Annotated in this window: 12 protein-coding genes; 8 read left to right on the top strand and 4 right to left on the bottom strand. The window is 65.8% G+C overall.

Annotated elements, in window-relative coordinates; all coding sequences use genetic code 11:
- Position 1: 1 nt before the first annotated feature.
- Genes OG874_RS13860 through OG874_RS13840 form a run of 5 tightly spaced genes read left to right on the top strand, consistent with a single transcriptional unit; the run spans position 2 to position 8,052 of the window.
- Positions 2-4,888: an SDR family NAD(P)-dependent oxidoreductase gene (locus OG874_RS13860; protein WP_330255541.1), complete on the top strand. Its 4,887-nt coding sequence runs from the start codon at positions 2-4 to the stop codon at positions 4,886-4,888.
- Positions 4,885-5,439, top strand: a complete 555-nt coding sequence (locus OG874_RS13855; protein ID WP_330255540.1) for an acyl-CoA thioesterase — start codon at positions 4,885-4,887, stop codon at positions 5,437-5,439. Before OG874_RS13860 ends, OG874_RS13855 begins: the two co-directional genes overlap by 4 nt.
- Positions 5,436-5,693 (top strand): hypothetical protein, encoded by a 258-nt coding sequence (locus OG874_RS13850; protein WP_330255539.1) that lies wholly within the window; start codon positions 5,436-5,438, stop codon positions 5,691-5,693. The genes OG874_RS13855 and OG874_RS13850 overlap by 4 nt, the downstream gene beginning before the upstream one ends.
- Positions 5,690-7,075 (top strand): FAD-dependent monooxygenase, encoded by a 1,386-nt coding sequence (locus tag OG874_RS13845; RefSeq protein WP_330255538.1) that lies wholly within the window; start codon positions 5,690-5,692, stop codon positions 7,073-7,075. Before OG874_RS13850 ends, OG874_RS13845 begins: the two co-directional genes overlap by 4 nt.
- Complete coding sequence (locus OG874_RS13840; RefSeq protein WP_330255537.1) at positions 7,072-8,052, top strand: spirocyclase AveC family protein; 981 nt, start codon at positions 7,072-7,074, stop codon at positions 8,050-8,052. Before OG874_RS13845 ends, OG874_RS13840 begins: the two co-directional genes overlap by 4 nt.
- A gap of 710 nt (positions 8,053-8,762) precedes the next feature.
- Here OG874_RS13840 and OG874_RS13835 read toward each other — a convergent pair.
- Positions 8,763-9,212: a cupin domain-containing protein gene (locus tag OG874_RS13835; protein ID WP_330255536.1), complete on the bottom strand. Its 450-nt coding sequence runs from the start codon at positions 9,210-9,212 to the stop codon at positions 8,763-8,765.
- Between the two features lie 45 nt (positions 9,213-9,257).
- Entirely contained in the window at positions 9,258-10,178 is a 921-nt protein-coding gene (locus OG874_RS13830; protein ID WP_330255535.1) for an MBL fold metallo-hydrolase, read from the bottom strand.
- 196 nt (positions 10,179-10,374) lie between these two features.
- On the opposite strand from OG874_RS13830, the gene OG874_RS13825 reads away from it, so the two are divergent.
- Both OG874_RS13825 and OG874_RS13820 read left to right on the top strand, forming a co-directional pair.
- Positions 10,375-11,979 carry an AtzH-like domain-containing protein gene (locus tag OG874_RS13825; RefSeq protein WP_330255534.1) on the top strand — a complete coding sequence of 535 codons (1,605 nt, stop codon included), beginning with the start codon at positions 10,375-10,377 and terminating at the stop codon, positions 11,977-11,979.
- A complete protein-coding gene (locus OG874_RS13820) occupies positions 11,979-12,731 on the top strand; it encodes a cysteine hydrolase family protein (RefSeq protein WP_330255533.1) in 753 nt (250 codons plus the stop codon). Before OG874_RS13825 ends, OG874_RS13820 begins: the two co-directional genes overlap by 1 nt.
- A 171-nt stretch (positions 12,732-12,902) precedes the next feature.
- Here the strand turns inward: OG874_RS13820 and OG874_RS13815 are convergent, their stop codons facing one another.
- A complete protein-coding gene (locus tag OG874_RS13815; RefSeq protein ID WP_330255532.1) occupies positions 12,903-13,853 on the bottom strand; it encodes a PDR/VanB family oxidoreductase in 951 nt (316 codons plus the stop codon).
- Between the two features lie 32 nt (positions 13,854-13,885).
- Positions 13,886-14,518 (bottom strand): helix-turn-helix domain-containing protein, encoded by a 633-nt coding sequence (locus OG874_RS13810; protein ID WP_330255531.1) that lies wholly within the window; start codon positions 14,516-14,518, stop codon positions 13,886-13,888.
- A gap of 245 nt (positions 14,519-14,763) precedes the next feature.
- On the opposite strand from OG874_RS13810, the gene OG874_RS13805 reads away from it, so the two are divergent.
- On the top strand, positions 14,764-16,023 hold the full coding sequence (locus OG874_RS13805; protein ID WP_330255530.1) for an amidohydrolase family protein: 1,260 nt from the start codon (positions 14,764-14,766) through the stop codon (positions 16,021-16,023).
- Positions 16,024-16,035 lie beyond the last annotated feature (12 nt).

The following is a 16,035-nucleotide window of genomic DNA, read 5'->3' as shown; positions in this document are numbered from 1 at the left end:
TATGTCGTCAACATCGTCACCGAACACTGTGGTCGTGGTCGGTATGGGCTTGGCCGCTCCGGGAGTCAATGGCCCACAGGACTTCTGGCGAGTGCTACGCGAGCAGGTGAACACACTGCACGAATCCGGCGATATCGACGTGACCAACTGGTACGCCGCCGATCGGTCGGTGCCGGACAAAACTTATGTGCGCACGACGGGATACCTGCATTCGTTCTTCCCGCATCGCCGGCTCGCCGAAGAGCGCGCGATGGGGTACTGGGCCGGGGCCGACCGCACGATGCTACTGCTGCGGCACAGCCTGTTACAGGCGATGGATACCGCCGCTGTGCCCTCGCAATACCGCTGCGGCGCCTATGTCGGCGCACAGCCGGGCGGGCGCGCTCTCGAGGAAGCGATCCTGCTCGCCACCGCAGCAGGCTCGCACCGTTCTCAGGTATACGAGCAGCTGCGCGCACGCTACCCACATGCGCCCGAGCAACCCGCGGACGCCTTTCCGGACCGAATGCTGCGCATGGCGTGCGAGGATCTGCTGCCGGGCGACAGCGATCTGCTCGTGATCGACACCGCCTGCTCATCGTCGTTGTACGCTATCGACTTCGGAGTCAAGGCCCTGCTCGCCGGTGAACGCGACGTCGTGTTCTGCGGTGGTGCCAACACCGGATCGCGACGCGACCTGGTGTTATTCGCGAAACTGCACGGGCTGTCGGCCAATGGCGAGATTCGGGCGTTCGACGCCGACGCCGCTGGGGTGTTGTTCTCCGACGCGGCTGCGATCGTCGCGCTGAAGCTGCTCGACCGCGCGCTCGCCGACGGCGACGAAATCCTGGGTCTACTGGGCGGATTCGGCGGGTCCGCCGACGGTGAGGGCAGCGTAGTGGCGTCCTCACCGGTCGGCCAGCGCCTGGCTCTCGATCGTGCCCGCGCCGTGAATGGCACCAAAGCCGATGCGGTGGACTGGATTGTGGCGCACGGCACCGGAACCAGGGTGGGCGACGATGTGGAATTGGAAACGCTCATCGGTGCCGCCGGAACGGCCGGTGTGCTGTGTACCTCCAACAAGCCACTGATCGGGCACGGCGCGTGGGCGGCCGGCGCGATCAACGTGATCCACGCGTTGCTCGCGATGCGGCACGGCGAGATCCCGGCCGAACGCTACTTCACCGCGCTGCCCGCTGGCGTGCCCGCCGACCGCGTCACGGTGCCCGTGGAGCCGGTGTCGTGGCTGGCCTCCGGGGACCGGAACCGACTGGCTGGAATCTGCGCCTATGGCTTCGGCGGCACAAACGCGCATCTGATGGTGCAGGCGCCGGACGCCGGACCCGACCTACCGCAGTCGGCTTTACCGAATCCCGTTGGCACCCAGGAAGATCCTATGGTGCTGGTGGGCACCTCGGTTCACCTACCCGGTGCCGTGACAGGTACGACGATCGCCGAATGGCTATGCGCCGGCGCGGGCGCGCCGGCGCGGTCGTTCGGCGCTGAGTATCCACTCCCGCCTTGGCCCCAGCTGCGGATGCCGCCGGTCAGCGCACGCAGCATCGACCGGACCCAACTGATGGCACTGACCGCCGTCGACATGTTCGTGAGTGAATGGGGCGAGCCGTGGGACGGAATGCGTGAGCGCACGGGGGTTTTCACCGCTCATACCGGTCCTACTCGCTGTATGGCCGATTACACCGTCCGAGTGGGTGCCGACGAGCTGCGCGCGGCCCTCGCCGACGCTTCGGGCATCACTGCCGCGGACAGACGACGGCTCGAGGACGAACTGGCGGCGCTGGCACAGCGGCTGCCTGCGGCCAATGAGTGGAGCATGACCGGCCAGCTCACCAACATCATCGCCTCGATGATCGTCAACCGATATCGGTGCAAGGGCCTCGCGATGAACCTCGACTGCGGCCGGTCGTCGACCCAGGGCGCACTGCACGCTGCTGAGCGGTACCTGGTATCAGGAGAATTGGACTTCGCGTTGGTGATCGCGCTCAACGGACACAGCACCGCGCTGATGGCAGCGTTGACCGGAGTTCCGGCCGAGGAGCTCGCCGAGGGAGCCGTACTGCTGGCCCTCACCCGCAAGTCGGTCGCCGCCCGCAACGGGTGTCCGCAGCGCGCCGTCATCCGCACCGACGCCGCCCGCTCCGGTCGGCACACCGGCGTACCCGGCGCTACCGGGCGCTGCTACCTCGGCGCCGACGGTGCCATCGCCGTGCTCCGCGCCCTTGACACCGGGCACACCGGTCCAGTCGTGCTGCGCAATCTGGATCCCGGACCACGAGTGGAAATCGAGACACTGCCGCACGCCGCCAATACCGCGGCACCGCTGGAACATTCGACGTCCACAGTGCACGGCGCGGGGACAGATTCCCACAAGCCACGAACTCCGATCCAAGACCACCGCGCCGGGCCGCCCGAACCCTGCCCACGCCCGCAGGAATGCCTACAGCAGCAGCCGCAGCCTGAACCGCGTGTGCCCTTACCGTATCGCTCCGTAGTTGTCCTACGCCGCGCGGATACCCGTCTCGGTGCCGTGTGTCGCCCCGCTCTCACGCCGACGACTCTGATTCTGACTCATCGCACCGACCTCGCGCAGCAGCTGGAACCCCTTGCGTGCGCTACGAATTCACGCGTGTTGTGCACTGATCCGGCGGCTTCGGCCACCGACTATATCAGCGTTACCAACGGTGCCGGTCCGCGAGAAGCTATCGAGACTACGGTGGCAACGATGCACAGCGGCATCGGGCACGTGCTGATCGTGGCGTCGGCTCGCGGCCAGCAATCGAGATGGCCACTGGCACCGTCGCCGGAGTTGCTCAGCCTGCAGGAGTGCGCGCTGGCCGCGGCGGCAGCGCTGGGAAAGCGACAGGTGCTCGACGGCTCAGTGACCGCGCTACTGCTGGATCCGTTGCGCCGGGCAATGATTCACCCGCATCTGACGCTGATCACAGGACTGCTGCGTAGTCTCGCGCACGAAATATCCGGCACCGTCTACGCTGTGGTCACCGATGCCACGTTGGGGGCTGGGCTCGACCAGTTGGGCGATGAGGCAGCCGCCGCACGCGAGACGACGGTCGTACACTACCGCCAGGGGTTGCGCTACGTCGAACAGCTGTGCCCAGCGCCGCTACCCGGCCAGCGCCGCACGGGACCGTTGCCGTGGACCAGCAGCCCGGTCATCGTCGCCACTGGCGGCGCCCGCGGTGCCACCGCCGTTGCCGTAACTGCACTGGCCGAGCGGGTTCGCCCGGTGCTGTGGCTGCTCGGAACGACACCCGCCGACGATGTACCCACCGATCTGGTGAACGCGCCGGATGGCGAGCTCACTGCGAAACGGGCCGAATTTCTCTCACATGAAAGGGAACTCGACCCCACCGCGACGATCATCGCCCTCAACAAGCGATTCGACGCGCTGCTGCGCGCCCGCGAGATTCGCCGCACGCTACGCACGCTCGAGCTGCTGTGCGGCACCGACAACGTCCACTACCTGGTGTGCGATCTGCGTGAACGTGAGCAGGTCATGCACGCGGCCGAAGCTGTTTACGCACGGCACCGCCGAGTAGATCTGCTCATCCACGGTGCCGGACGCATCCGGTCCGCCGCCGCTATCGACAAGTCCCTCACCGACTTCCGGGAGATCCGTGACATCAAGGTGGCGGGCTATCACTTTCTGAAGGAAGCATTCACCGACCCGCCGCCAGCACTGTGGTGCAACTTCGGATCGGCCAACGCCCTGCTGGGATCTGCTGGCGACACCGACTACGTCGCGGCCAACGAATACTTGTGCGCCGCTGCCCAATACGGAGACTGCACCGAGTTCACCCCAGCCTGGGGACTGTGGACCGACACCGGCATGGTCCGTGATATCGCCGCGCAGCTCAGCCGCGAATACGGGCTCGCCGGAATCAGCAACGGTCAGGGCGCCGACCTGCTGTTGTCCGAACTCGCCTTGCCCCGCCCGCTCGATCCGGTCCCGTTCTACGGCATCCCGAATTCCCGGGCTCGCCAACCCGATCTGGTCGATCCGCTGCTCGGAGCCCCGGACGCGGCACGCGACGGCATGGGAACCTGGACGTGGCGCCCCCATTCGGTACGCGATAGCTACCTGGCCGAGCATCTCATCGACCGCCGACCGGTCGTCCCCGCGGTGATGATGCTCGCTATGGCCGCCGAAGCGGCGCTACGCCTACATCCCGGACCACACGTGACCGGCTTCCGTGACTTTTGCATCGACGCTCCGCTCTTCACCGATCGGCGGACGGCAGGATGCCGCGTTACCGCCGAGACCGTTGTACCTGGCACGATCCGGGTCGAGGTGCGGTCCGACGTAGTGGCGCCAGATGGGCGAATCCTGGTGTACGACTACCGGCACTGCCGCGTCGATGTCCACCTTGGCACGCTCCCCCCGCCACAACCGGCGCCAGCGGCGCGCGAAATGCCTTCATTGCCCGACGATCCAGCGGTCAGGCCCGATGTGTCCACCCAGCTTTCCGGGGTCTGGTGCACGATCCACCAGCCGACCGCAGACGCAGCCGGCGCCCAGGCCCGGTGCCTGCCACATCCCCACCCCAACAGCGTTTTCGCGCGGCTGCCGTTTCCAGCACTGCTGCTCGATTCCACACTGCGGCTTTTCGGCTACCCCCCACAGCCCGATGGCAGCCAGATCATGGCCGTCCCGCTTGCCGCCGACCGCATCGACCTCCACACCGCCGACTCCGATGTCGTTCTCACCGAACGATATCCGGCTGGCCTACTCCTGTCCTACGACGTCGCTCAGCGCCGGGCAGTCGCGGCCACCGACGACGACCGCACCGTGCTGGCCGTAACCGGCCTTGCCATCCACACCGTCGACATCGTTCCGTCTGACATCCCCTACGAGGAGTGGCACATATGACTACGACCACCGGGCGCGTCCTCGTGCCTGAGATCGCTCTCCGGACACCGCAACCACAACGCCCGTGGTTCACCATCGAACACACCATCACCGCCGGCGATACCAGTGCAGTGGGGCCCGTCTACTACGCCCGTCTCATCGACTGGCAAGGCCAATGCCGGGAACGCTGCGGACAACTCGGCGCTCCGATCTTCAGCAGCGACATCTCCGGTGACTACGCGATGCTCACCCAATCCTGCTCCTGCGAATACCTCGGCGAACTGTACTTCGGCGACCTCGTCGCCATCCGGCTCACCGTGCTCTGGGCCCGAATGCACTTGATGAAAGCCGAATTCCATTACCACAAGATCAACACTCCCGGCCAGGACGGCGGCCACCTCGTCGCCCGCGGCGAACAAATGTGGGCTAGCGCCCGCCGCAACGCCGACGGCCACTACGAACCCTGCCCATGGCCCCGAGAACTCGCGGATTGCGCGGCGACATTCGGCGCCGACATCAGCCGCGCCCAAATCGAAGACACCGGACTGCAACACGCGGGGAGTCAACGATGACCACCACAGACCAACCGGCAGGACAAACCAGCATGGTGAGCACCCTCCTGGTCACCCCGTCTACTCCGACAGGCCACGACTTCAACCCTCGCTTCACCGAGAACATCATCCTCCGTGTTCTCGCCGGCTACCTCGACCGCCACGACATCGACGAATTCAACGAGGCTCCACGCCGCATCCCATCGCATACCCGTGTGGTCGAGCCCACCCTCGAATTGGCGTCCTCCGGCGCGGCGCAGGTTCCGGTGCGATGACAACGCAAGCGATCGTGTTGGGGTGCGGAATCGCGGGCTTGGCGAGTGCCGCGGCTCTTGCCGACCAAGTTGACGAGGTGACGATCATCGAACGCGATCAGCTCCCAGATACCCCGGCGCCGCGGGACGGAGTTCCCCAGGGACGCCATCTGCACGGGTTGTTGTCCAGCGGCGCCGAGGCAATGGAGGCTCTGGTGCCGGGGACACTCGATGCACTGTGGTCACACGGCGCGAATAGGGTTGCGCTGGGCGAGGCCCTCCTGTACGGGCCTCTCGGATGGATGTGCCCATGCCGCACTCCCCGCTTCATCGTCGCTGCCTCCCGGCCGTTGACAGAGTTCGTGTTCCGCAGTTGTCTGCAACGTCATCGCCGGATCCGCATCATCGAACAGACACTAGCGGTCGGTTTGCTCGGCACTTCGGGCCTGGTTACCGGTGTGCGGGTCCGGCACCGAAACAGTCGCCATGTGCAAGACCTAGCGGCCTCCCTGGTCATCGATGCCACAGGACGCACCACCCGCACACCGCGACAATGGCTACCGGACCTCGGTTTGCCCGAGGTGGAGTCGACCGTTGTCGATCCAGGGTTGGCCTATTCGAGTTTCCCGGCCCGTATGACCGGCGACTTGTCCACATGCATCAACTTGCAACCCGATTCGCGCAGCGGTCTGCCGGGTAGGGGCGGATTCGTCCTGCAGATCGAAGCGAACCAATGGATGTTCACGCTGTCGGGTACTCGCGGCGCCCACCCACCGCGCGACGATGTGGGCCTAAAGGAATTTGCCCTTCGCTTGCGCGACCCGCTGATCGCCGACCTGCTGGTCGATGCCGAACGCACAGGCCGTATTTGGGGCTACCAGAACACCTCCAACCGCCGCTATCACTACGAGCGCGTTGGGCACTGGCCCAGGGGCCTTCTCGTATTAGGTGACGCGGCCACTGCTTTCAATCCGGTTTACGGCCAAGGAATGTCGGTGGCCGCCATGGCTGCGCTGACGCTACGCACGGCGCTGCAACGACGCCCGCCGCACGAACTCGACTACGCCGCAGTGCAGAAGCAAATCTGCCGGACCGGCCTCCTTCCCTGGTGGATGTGCACAACCGAGGACATCCGCTATCCCGGGGCGACAGGGCCCAAACCGTCACTGACAACCAGGCTGCTCCAACGCGCCGCAGATCGGCTACGGGCGGTGGCCGCCACAGATCCCGCAGTCGCCTGTCTCTTCTATGAATTGGTGAGCCTTTCGGTGTCCGGGCGCAGCCTCATCTCGCCGTCCGCAGCTGTCGCGCTCATCCACGGACCACGCAAACCCGCACAGCCTGACCGCCCCTCTGCCCAGCGCGCGACTGCCTCGAACAGGGATGGGAGTCCCACGCTATGAGCCAAGAAATTATAAATCGGACGAACAATATCGCGGCACCTGGCAGATCCACCAACCGTCTCCGCACCCTTCTGTCACCCGGATATTTCTGGCTGACGTTGGGGGTGCTTGCGGTGGCCTTGCAGACATGGGTCTATACACGCTGGGCGATGGACGGCCGATGGCGGCCGTCCTTTTCACGACCACCGTCGCTACCGAATATAAATGCCTTCGCACTTCGACTACTCGAGGCTTTCACCATAGCCAGCACGATCGTGTGCATCATCTTCGTCATCCACGAATGGCGTCGCCAGGGCCGCCCGGATTTCGATGCGGCCGCCCTGATCGGCTATACCTCAACGATGTGGCTGGACGTGCTGTGCGGAGGACCCGTTCAGTGGAACTCTTACTCGATCCACGTCGCGACCTGGTTCAACTACATGCCGGGCCTTACCGATATCACTGCTCCTGACCCTTTCACACCGGTGTTCTCACCGAATGGACTCGGCTACCCAGCAATGATGATTCCAGTCCTTATCGGGTATATGTTGACCAAACTGGTCCTGCGCAAGCGAGAGCATTGGGGGCGCACCCGACGATTTGCCGTGGCTTTGGTCTTCGGCATCTTTCTTCAGTTCCTGGTGGAGATCACTTTCATTCAGGCCGGCACCTACTCGATGAACAACTACTCCACCCTGGCGCAATCCCTTTCTCTTTGGGGTGGCCATTGGTACCAGATCGCTGCACCTGACACTATAGTGCTAGGCGGGCTCGCGACCGCCCCATTGATCCACATGCGAATGACCTGGCGATCGGGCGGAACCCCCTTCATCAGCCGCGGACTCCCCGATACTCGAACGCGCCTCGGCGGATTTCTCCAAATTCTCTGTGCTATCGGCTGGTGCAACTTGACGATTGCGGTCTGGATGGGCGTCGCCCACCTCATGTCTATCAACGGGGTCCCCGTCAGTGACCTACCGGAATACTTCCGAAACTAAAAGCAACCCGACGTGAGATAGCCCAGCGCCGAATGCCGATGCCCGCCGTTGTGTTCGTACTTGAAAATCTCCATCCACTACCTATTCAGCTCGCAGAACCTGTATGCCGTCTCGGTTGGAAGCATTTCCAGTAGCGGATAACAAGTCGCGGATGTCGTTGTGGTCCTTGGCAGATCCACACCGATCTGGACCGATATAGAGCTGGTTGAGTCGGCCCGCACCGCGGTGCCGGTGTCGCCACCGGTCCGTTTCTGCGGGCCGCTCGCCGAACTCGGCGTACGTGTCTCACCGCTATGCCGAATTCGGCATAGCGTGGATAATGGGCACGTCCGGTTCGGGGACAGGTCGAGCGGAAAAGGACCAGGAACTACTGGCACCTCGCCGCTCGACCGAGCCTACCCACCCGCCACGACCGGAGCGGCGAGGTCTGTGCTGATCGTGGCCGCTAGGGGTGAAAGCCCTTTGCGGAGAATCTGTTTCCCGGCGATCTTGGTGTGCCCGTAGGAGGCGCCCTGCGGGTGGCGAAGTCTTCCACCCCGATCGTGACGAGCCTGCCTTTCGCCGTGCGCCGCATGGTCATGCGCCGACTACAGTCTCGCCGGCGGCGGCGAGCCAAGCAACACAGTCGGTTTCGAGCTGACCGTACACGGCATCAGCTATCGGCAGCGAGATTTGCGTTGCAGTGCTGAGTGTTTCGGACCGGCGGCAATTCAATGACCCGGCGCGGACCCGAAGCCTGTTGCCAGAGTGCGGATATCCGCGTCGGACAGCCCCGTGGGCGTGCCGCGGTCGACGAGATCAGCGAATCCTCCGTCATCCGCCATCACGGTGATCGTGTACAGCCGCTCGGTGCCGGAGGTGTTCAGAATGCGGTGTTCGGATCCCGGTTGCAGGATCAGCACGTCGCCCGCGCCGAGGTCTACGGCGTGCGTGTCGCTGTGTGCGCGGGCGGTGCCGGCCAGCACGATGAAGATTTCGGCCGAATCCTCATGGGAGTTCAGTGGTTGCGCACCGCCCGGCTCCCAGATTTCGAGGAATACGCTTGCGCTGGAGCCGTGTTCGGGTCCAGCGAGTGTGCACAGCCGTACCGTGTCCGCGGGTGAGATGAGAGCTGCCGACAGGTCGGCGAGGTGTCGTACGACGGGAGGTGCCCCAGCCATATCGAATCCTTTCGGGTAGATGTCGCTATCGCCGCGGAACGCGGTTCAGCCGACGGGTGGTGTGAGCAGGGTGACCGGGCCACAGTCGTGGCGGGTTACCGGCTGGCCGAGCATGTCGCGGCCCGGCACGGCGATCGTTGTGCCCTCCAGCATCGCCGCCGCGGCGTGGGCGACCTCGGTGGCCGCGCTGGCCGGTAGTTCACAGATAAGGTTGTGGGCGGCCAGAATTCGGGTGATCGGGAGCTTCGACAGGCGGTGCGTCGATTCGGCGAACCGGACTGGATCGGCTCCGGCGCCGTGCAACCAGTGGGCGGCGGCGAGCACCGTGTCACCCGAGAGCAGCGTGCCGGTGGCGTGGTCGAACAAGCACAGGGTGTCCGGCGAATGGCCGGGCGTGTGCAGTACCTCGAACTGTCGTCCACCCAGGTCGATGATTTCGCCGTCGGCCAGCGCCCGGCTGATCGGGATCGGCGGTATCGCCCACTGTGTCAGGTCCGGCAGCGGGCGTAACCGACCGACCCGCGCCAGGGTGAAGAAATACTGGGCATCCAGCTGGGCGAACAGGTCGAACTCCGCGACCACCCGCGACATGGCCGCGGCATACGTCCGAAGGAACGCTGGATCGGCGGCGGTGTGCAGGCACCCGGAATTCGGGTCCGTAGCCGTGGGGTGCGCGGCGAAGTCGATAACGTCGACCTGCGCGGCGAGGTCGGCATTGCCGCCGCGGTGATCGATGTGGTGATGCGACGACACCACCAACACCGGCAGCGCCGTCAATGCCTGCACCACTTGGGATATCGGGGCGATGCCGAGCCCGGAATCGAACAGCAGCGCGGTGTGTCCGCCGATGACGAGGTAGCTGGCGACATGCCCGGGTTCGTTGATCAGGTGGATGCCCTCCCCGATGTCTCGAACGTGGAACCAGGACTCCGCTTCGGCACAGAAGGTGGGAGCTCGTGAGGCCACCGCTGCTCCTCAAATGTTGATGACAGTTACATTTGCGAATGTAGAGGCGCCGCGTTTCCGGGAGGTAAAAGTTGCGGACCGACCATCGAACGGAGCGAAGGTCGCCGTCCATCAACCGGGCGCGGCGAAAAAGGTTCACGACAGTGTTACGCGGACAATGTTCATCACATCAACATTCATGGCTACCGTCTGACCGGTGATCTCTCCCTTCGATGACCTCGACGCCGATCTACGTTCGGCATTCGCGCGGTATGAAAGGGCCTTGATGGCCAACGATCTCGCCGAACTGGACGCCGCATTCGCCGACGGTCCTCGGCCGATCCGCAGCGATCCGGCAACCGCGCTGGTCGGCCACGACGCGATCGCCGAGTTCCGGGCCGGGCGAGCCGGAGCACCGACCCGCTCCCTGGTGCGGGTATATGTGCGCAGACTCGGCCCCGATGCCTCGGCGATCGTCGCGGAGACCCGCCGAACGGACGGTTCACAGGGTGTCCAAACCCAAGTCTGGCAGCGTGACAGCGGCGGTCGATGGGCCGTCACCGTGGCGCATGTGTCCGGCGGTCCCGCGCAAACCGACGGCAGCACGGTTAGCCCCGACTCATCAATTTGGCGTGTCGCGCCGGGCGAGACTCCGCTCGTACGCGGCGGCCGAGGACCGCTCCGCGATGCGCGGGTGGCCGTCAAAGATCTGTTCGCGGTGGCCGGCCACGCGATCGGAGCGGGGAACCCGACCTGGCTGGCGGCAGCGCCGGTGGAGTCTCGCCACGCCGCGGCGGTATCCGCATTGCTGGCGGCAGGGGCCGATATCACGGGTATCGCGACCACCGACGAGCTGGCATTCTCACTTGCGGGCTCCAATATTCACTACGGCGCGACACCGAATCCGGTTGCGGCGCACCGAGTCAGCGGCGGGTCGAGCAGCGGTCCGGCAGCCGCGGTCGCCGCCGGATTCGCCGATATCGGCCTCGGCACCGACACCGCGGGCTCGATTCGCGTCCCGGCATCATATTGCGGGCTCTACGGTCTACGCACGACCCACGGGGTGGTCGCGCGGACGGGTTTGGTGGGTTTGGCACCGAGCTTCGATGCCGTGGGCCTGCTCACCCGCGATGCGACGTTGCTCGCCCAGGCGGGCGGGGCGCTGCTGCCGAATCAAGAAGTACATCCGGTCACCAGGATGGTGGTGGCACCGGAACTGGTCGATCTGCTGGATCCTGCCGCACGCGAATCTTTTTGGGCTGCGGTGCAGGCACTGACGCTGCGCGATGCGGCCGCTGGAAACGTATTGCCACCGCCGGAGACGATCGCGCTCGACTACCCCGACGGCGCCGGGCTCGACACTGTACTCGTGGCATTCCGCACGGTTCAGGCCGCCGAGGCGTGGCGCTCGCACGGCACCTTCGTGTCCGCTCAGCCGACCGCGTTGGCGCCCGACGTCGCCGCTCGATTCCACGTCGGCCGCGAGATCGACGCCGCAACCGAGACCGAGGCACGCAGCCTGCTCGACGACATGAGCACCCGGCTGCGGCGGATACTTCCCCCCGGGGTCGTCCTCGCGCTGCCCGCCACCTCGTCGGCGGCTCCACACCGAGACGCCTCGTCGGCGGACGTGGAAGCGGTGCGGCAGCAGACATTGCGACTGACCTGCCTCGCATCGCTGGCAGGACTGCCCGCGTTGTCGATACCCCATCTCCGGGCGGGAAACCTGCCGGTCGGGTTGTGCCTGCTGGCCGGACCAGGACAGGACTCCACCCTGCTCACCTTCGCCATTCCACCTTTCGACCGACAGGACCACGCCTGATGTCCCGAAACTCCTGGTCGCTGTCCGGCGACCATGCGGATCTGCGTCGCCCCATCCATCCGCCACACTCGCTGGAGCTCGATGCTCGGCCGCAACGGGTGAGCCTCGATCTCGCGCGCACCGCGTTGATCGTCATCGACCTGCAGAACGACTTCTGTCATGTCGACGGGTGGCTTGCGCGCATCGGAGTGGATGTCTCGCCCGCACGTGCGGCCGTCGATACCCTGCGAACGGCGCTGCCGGCCGTGCGCGGAGCCGACATCCCGGTCGTGTGGGTGAATTGGGGCAACCGGCCCGACCAGGCCAACCTGCCGCCCGGTGTGCTGCATGTTTACGATCCTGCCGGCACTGGCGTCGGAATCGGCAGTGCGGCAACCGCTTCGAGCACCGCGGTGCTCGAAGCGGGGAGTTGGGGCGCGGACGTAGTCGACGATCTCGAGATCGCGCCAGCAGACATTCGCGTCGACAAGTACCGAATGAGTGGATTCGTCGATACGGTTCTGGATTCCGTGCTCCGCAACCTGCGGGTCGACACCCTGCTGTTCGCTGGTGTGAACGCCGATCAATGCGTGTTGTCGACATTGATGGACGCCGCGAACATCGGCTACGACGTGGTGCTACTCACCGATGCGGTGGCCACCACCTCGCCCGAATACTGTATGGAGGCAACGACGTACAACGTCCGACAATGTTTCGGGTTCACCGCGACCGCCGCGGACCTCGTCCGCGGACTCGCCTCGGCGTCCAGGTGAACGCGGCGCCAGCGCCCCGGTGAACGCCGCCCAGGCATTTGGGTGAACGCGGCCCCAGCGTCTGGATAAGCGCAGCCCCTGCGTTCAGATGAGGGCAGCCCTGGCGGCCCGGTACCGCCGTTCCGATCGTGCCGCCGGGGCCGCCGAATTCGATGCCGCACATTCAGCGCTTCACAGTTCGAGCACCAATCGTGCTCCAGCGCAGCGTGATACGCAGATCATCATGGACTCGCCCTCGGCGCGCTCCTCCGGCGACAGCACAGAGTCGCGGTGGTCGACCTCCCCGCTCACCACGCCCGTCTCGCAGGTACCGCAGGTCCCTTCCCGGCATGACGAGAGCGCGACCACACCGCGTTCCTCGGCCGCCTCGAGTATTGATCGGTTCGCCGGAACCGTGAGCGTCAGCCCCGACATCGCGAGGGACACCTCGAACGGGACCGCGGCAGACTCCGCGATATCTCGCGCGACGAACCGCTCGGCGAACACATCGACCGCCTCGAGTCCCGCGCAAGCGTCTTCCGCGGCCTCGATCAAACCTGCTGGACCGCAGGCCAGAACCGCGGTTCCCGGCGTCGAATCGGCGAGGAGTGCCGCCACATCCAGGCGTCCCGCACGCGCCGAGTGATGCAGGAGGACCGCATCGCCGTAGTGTTCGCGTAGCTCACGCAGGTAAGCCATGGCCGACTCGTCACGGCCGGTGTATATCAGCCGCCACGGCCGTCCGCTGCGCTGCGCGGCGGCGGCGAGCGCGAGCATCGGCGTGATCCCGATACCTCCGGCGATCAGCACGTAGCCGAGCGCACGCACGAGCGGAAAGTGGTTGCGCGGTGGCCGGATCGAGGCCATTGCGCCGATCGACAGGAGTTGGTGGGCCCGGACCGAACCACCGCGCCCATGCGCCTCGCGCAGTACCGCGATCCGATAGAGAATGGTGTCGCCGGGATCGGAAACCAACGAGTACTGCCGGACGATCCCGTCGCCGAGCAGTAGGTCGATGTGTGCCCCCGCCTGCCACGGCGGTAGTCGGTCACCGTGCGGGTGGCCGAGGGTGAACTCGTCGATATTCTCGGCCACTCGGCGGCGGTCGCGTACGACGACGGCGATGGAGTCGGAATCATTCATCAGGGCCTCCAGGAAATACGGGCCCCGCCTAGTTATTGATCCCAGCCACGGGAATCCGCCTCGCGCCCAGCCGCTTTCACGACAATCAGCCTGGCATGCGGGCCGTCCACCACACGCCACCGGTGTGGTGTGCCGCCAGTGTAGTAGAGGCTGTCACCGTCGGCGAGTCGCGCGTGGCCATGGTCACCGAGGTCGACCACTATCGCCCCCTCGACGACGTACACCCACTCGTCCTCGTCGTGCTCGAAGTAAGGGCCGAATTCGGCGTGTACGTCGACGAACTCTTGCGGGTAGAACGATGCGCGCCCGTGCACCAGCAGCCGGGTCGAGCCCTCCTCCTGCCCCGATCTGGCGATACCCCGCGGCAGCTGGACGCCCTCATGGGAGCGAATCACCTGGCCCTCGGCGGTCCCTTCGGCGTCCTCGCCGCCGCGGGTGTCCGCCGCCAGCATCAGTTCGACCTGGGTGGTTCCCAGTGCTTCGGCGATGCGAGCCAGCGTCAGCATGCTCGGCCTCGCCAAGCCGCGTTCGAGCTGACTGAGGAACGGGTGCGAGATCTGCGCCTGCTCGGCCAGTCGGACCAGGGTGAGTCCGCGATCACGCCTGCGGCGGCGGATCTCGGCCCCGAGCATGGTTTGCGCATCGTCGGGCGCCTTTTTGGTCACGTTCTCCACCTTCATATCCCACCACCCGATCGTCGAGGTGCGTCGTGGACGCGCACCCGCACGCTAGACCACCCGTTGTCACGTCGGCGAATTAACAAGACCGTAGCTGGCTCGTTCATCTATCCGAAACAAGGCGGCTGAATAGTGCTAAATGTTGATCACATCAACATTAGCTCTATTCATAGCGTCTCGCCGACCAGCCACGAGCGGGCCACCACGACCTGTTTCTCTCTCGAAGGACCTTTATGGATCATCCGCTACCGCAGCGTGTTTCGCGCCTGTGCGGGGCAACCTTGCCCGACGGCTCGGTGGTCGATCTCGACATCGGACGCGACGGCGGGCGTTCGCTGGTGACCGCGGTTCGCCCGAGTGCACCGGACCGGATCGGCGAAACCTCCGAAGCGTCAATAGATCTGAGCGGTTTCGTGCTGTTGACCGCGCCCGCCGAGCCGCACGCACACCTGGACAAGGCGCTGACCTGGGATGTGCTCACGCCGGCCTTCGGCAATCTTGGGGCGGCGATCGACACGTGGCACCAGGGCAGCACCGAGCTGACCGAGGAGTCCTTCCGCAGTCGGGCGACCGCGGCGGCATCGGCCCTGTTGCGCAACGGCACGACCGCCATTCGATCGCACGTCGACATCCTCGATGGCTCGGACCCGTTGCGCGGCATCCGCGCGGTGGATAGCGTGCGCAGGCGATTGTCCGGGCTCGTCGACATCGAGATCGTGGCGTTGACACCCCCAGCGGCCGATCCCGCGCTGCTGCACGCCGCCCTCGACGCCGGAGCCGACCTGGTCGGTGGCGCACCGCATATCGCACCGGACCCGATCGCCGAACTCACCCGGCTACTCGACAGTGCCGAGGCCCGCGGGGTCGGCGCCGACCTGCACGTCGACGAGTTCTTGCGCGGCGACCACCACACACTCGCTCACTTCGCCGAGCGGGTCGCCGGGTGGCCCGCCGCCAGGACACGCACCGCGGGGCACTGCTGCCGACTGGGCACCATGGCCGCGGACGAGCTGGACGCGCTGCTGGCCACGGTGGCGCGCAGCGGCGTGGGGATCGTCAGCCTGCCCATCACCAATCTGTATCTGCAAGGCTGGGATGACCCGGTTGCCATGCCGCGCGGATTGACCGCGCTCGCAGCGCTGCTCGACGCGGGCATCCCCGTCGCGGCCGGGGCCGACAATGTCCGCGATCCGTTCAACCCGATCGGCCGTAGCGACGCACTCGAAACCGCCGCGCTGCTGATCACGGCCGGTCATCTGGCGCCGGAGGTGGCCGTGCACCTGGTCACCGACGGTGCGCGTGCGGTGCTCGGCCTACCGGAGGCGGGCGCGAAACCCGGTGCCCGCGCGGAGTTTCTCGCCGTGCGCGGCAGCAGTCTGCTCGACGTCGTCGCGAACGCACCGGCCGACCGGATCGTCATTCGCGACGGCGCGATCGTATCAATCAGCCGAACCGACCATCGCACAGCCGATTTCGCAGTACTGGAGGTCTGATGTCCAGCATGC

The organism is Nocardia sp. NBC_00565, assembly GCF_036345915.1.
In the GTDB taxonomy this organism is placed as follows: domain Bacteria; phylum Actinomycetota; class Actinomycetes; order Mycobacteriales; family Mycobacteriaceae; genus Nocardia.
This window is presented reverse-complemented; position numbering and strand designations above follow the sequence as displayed.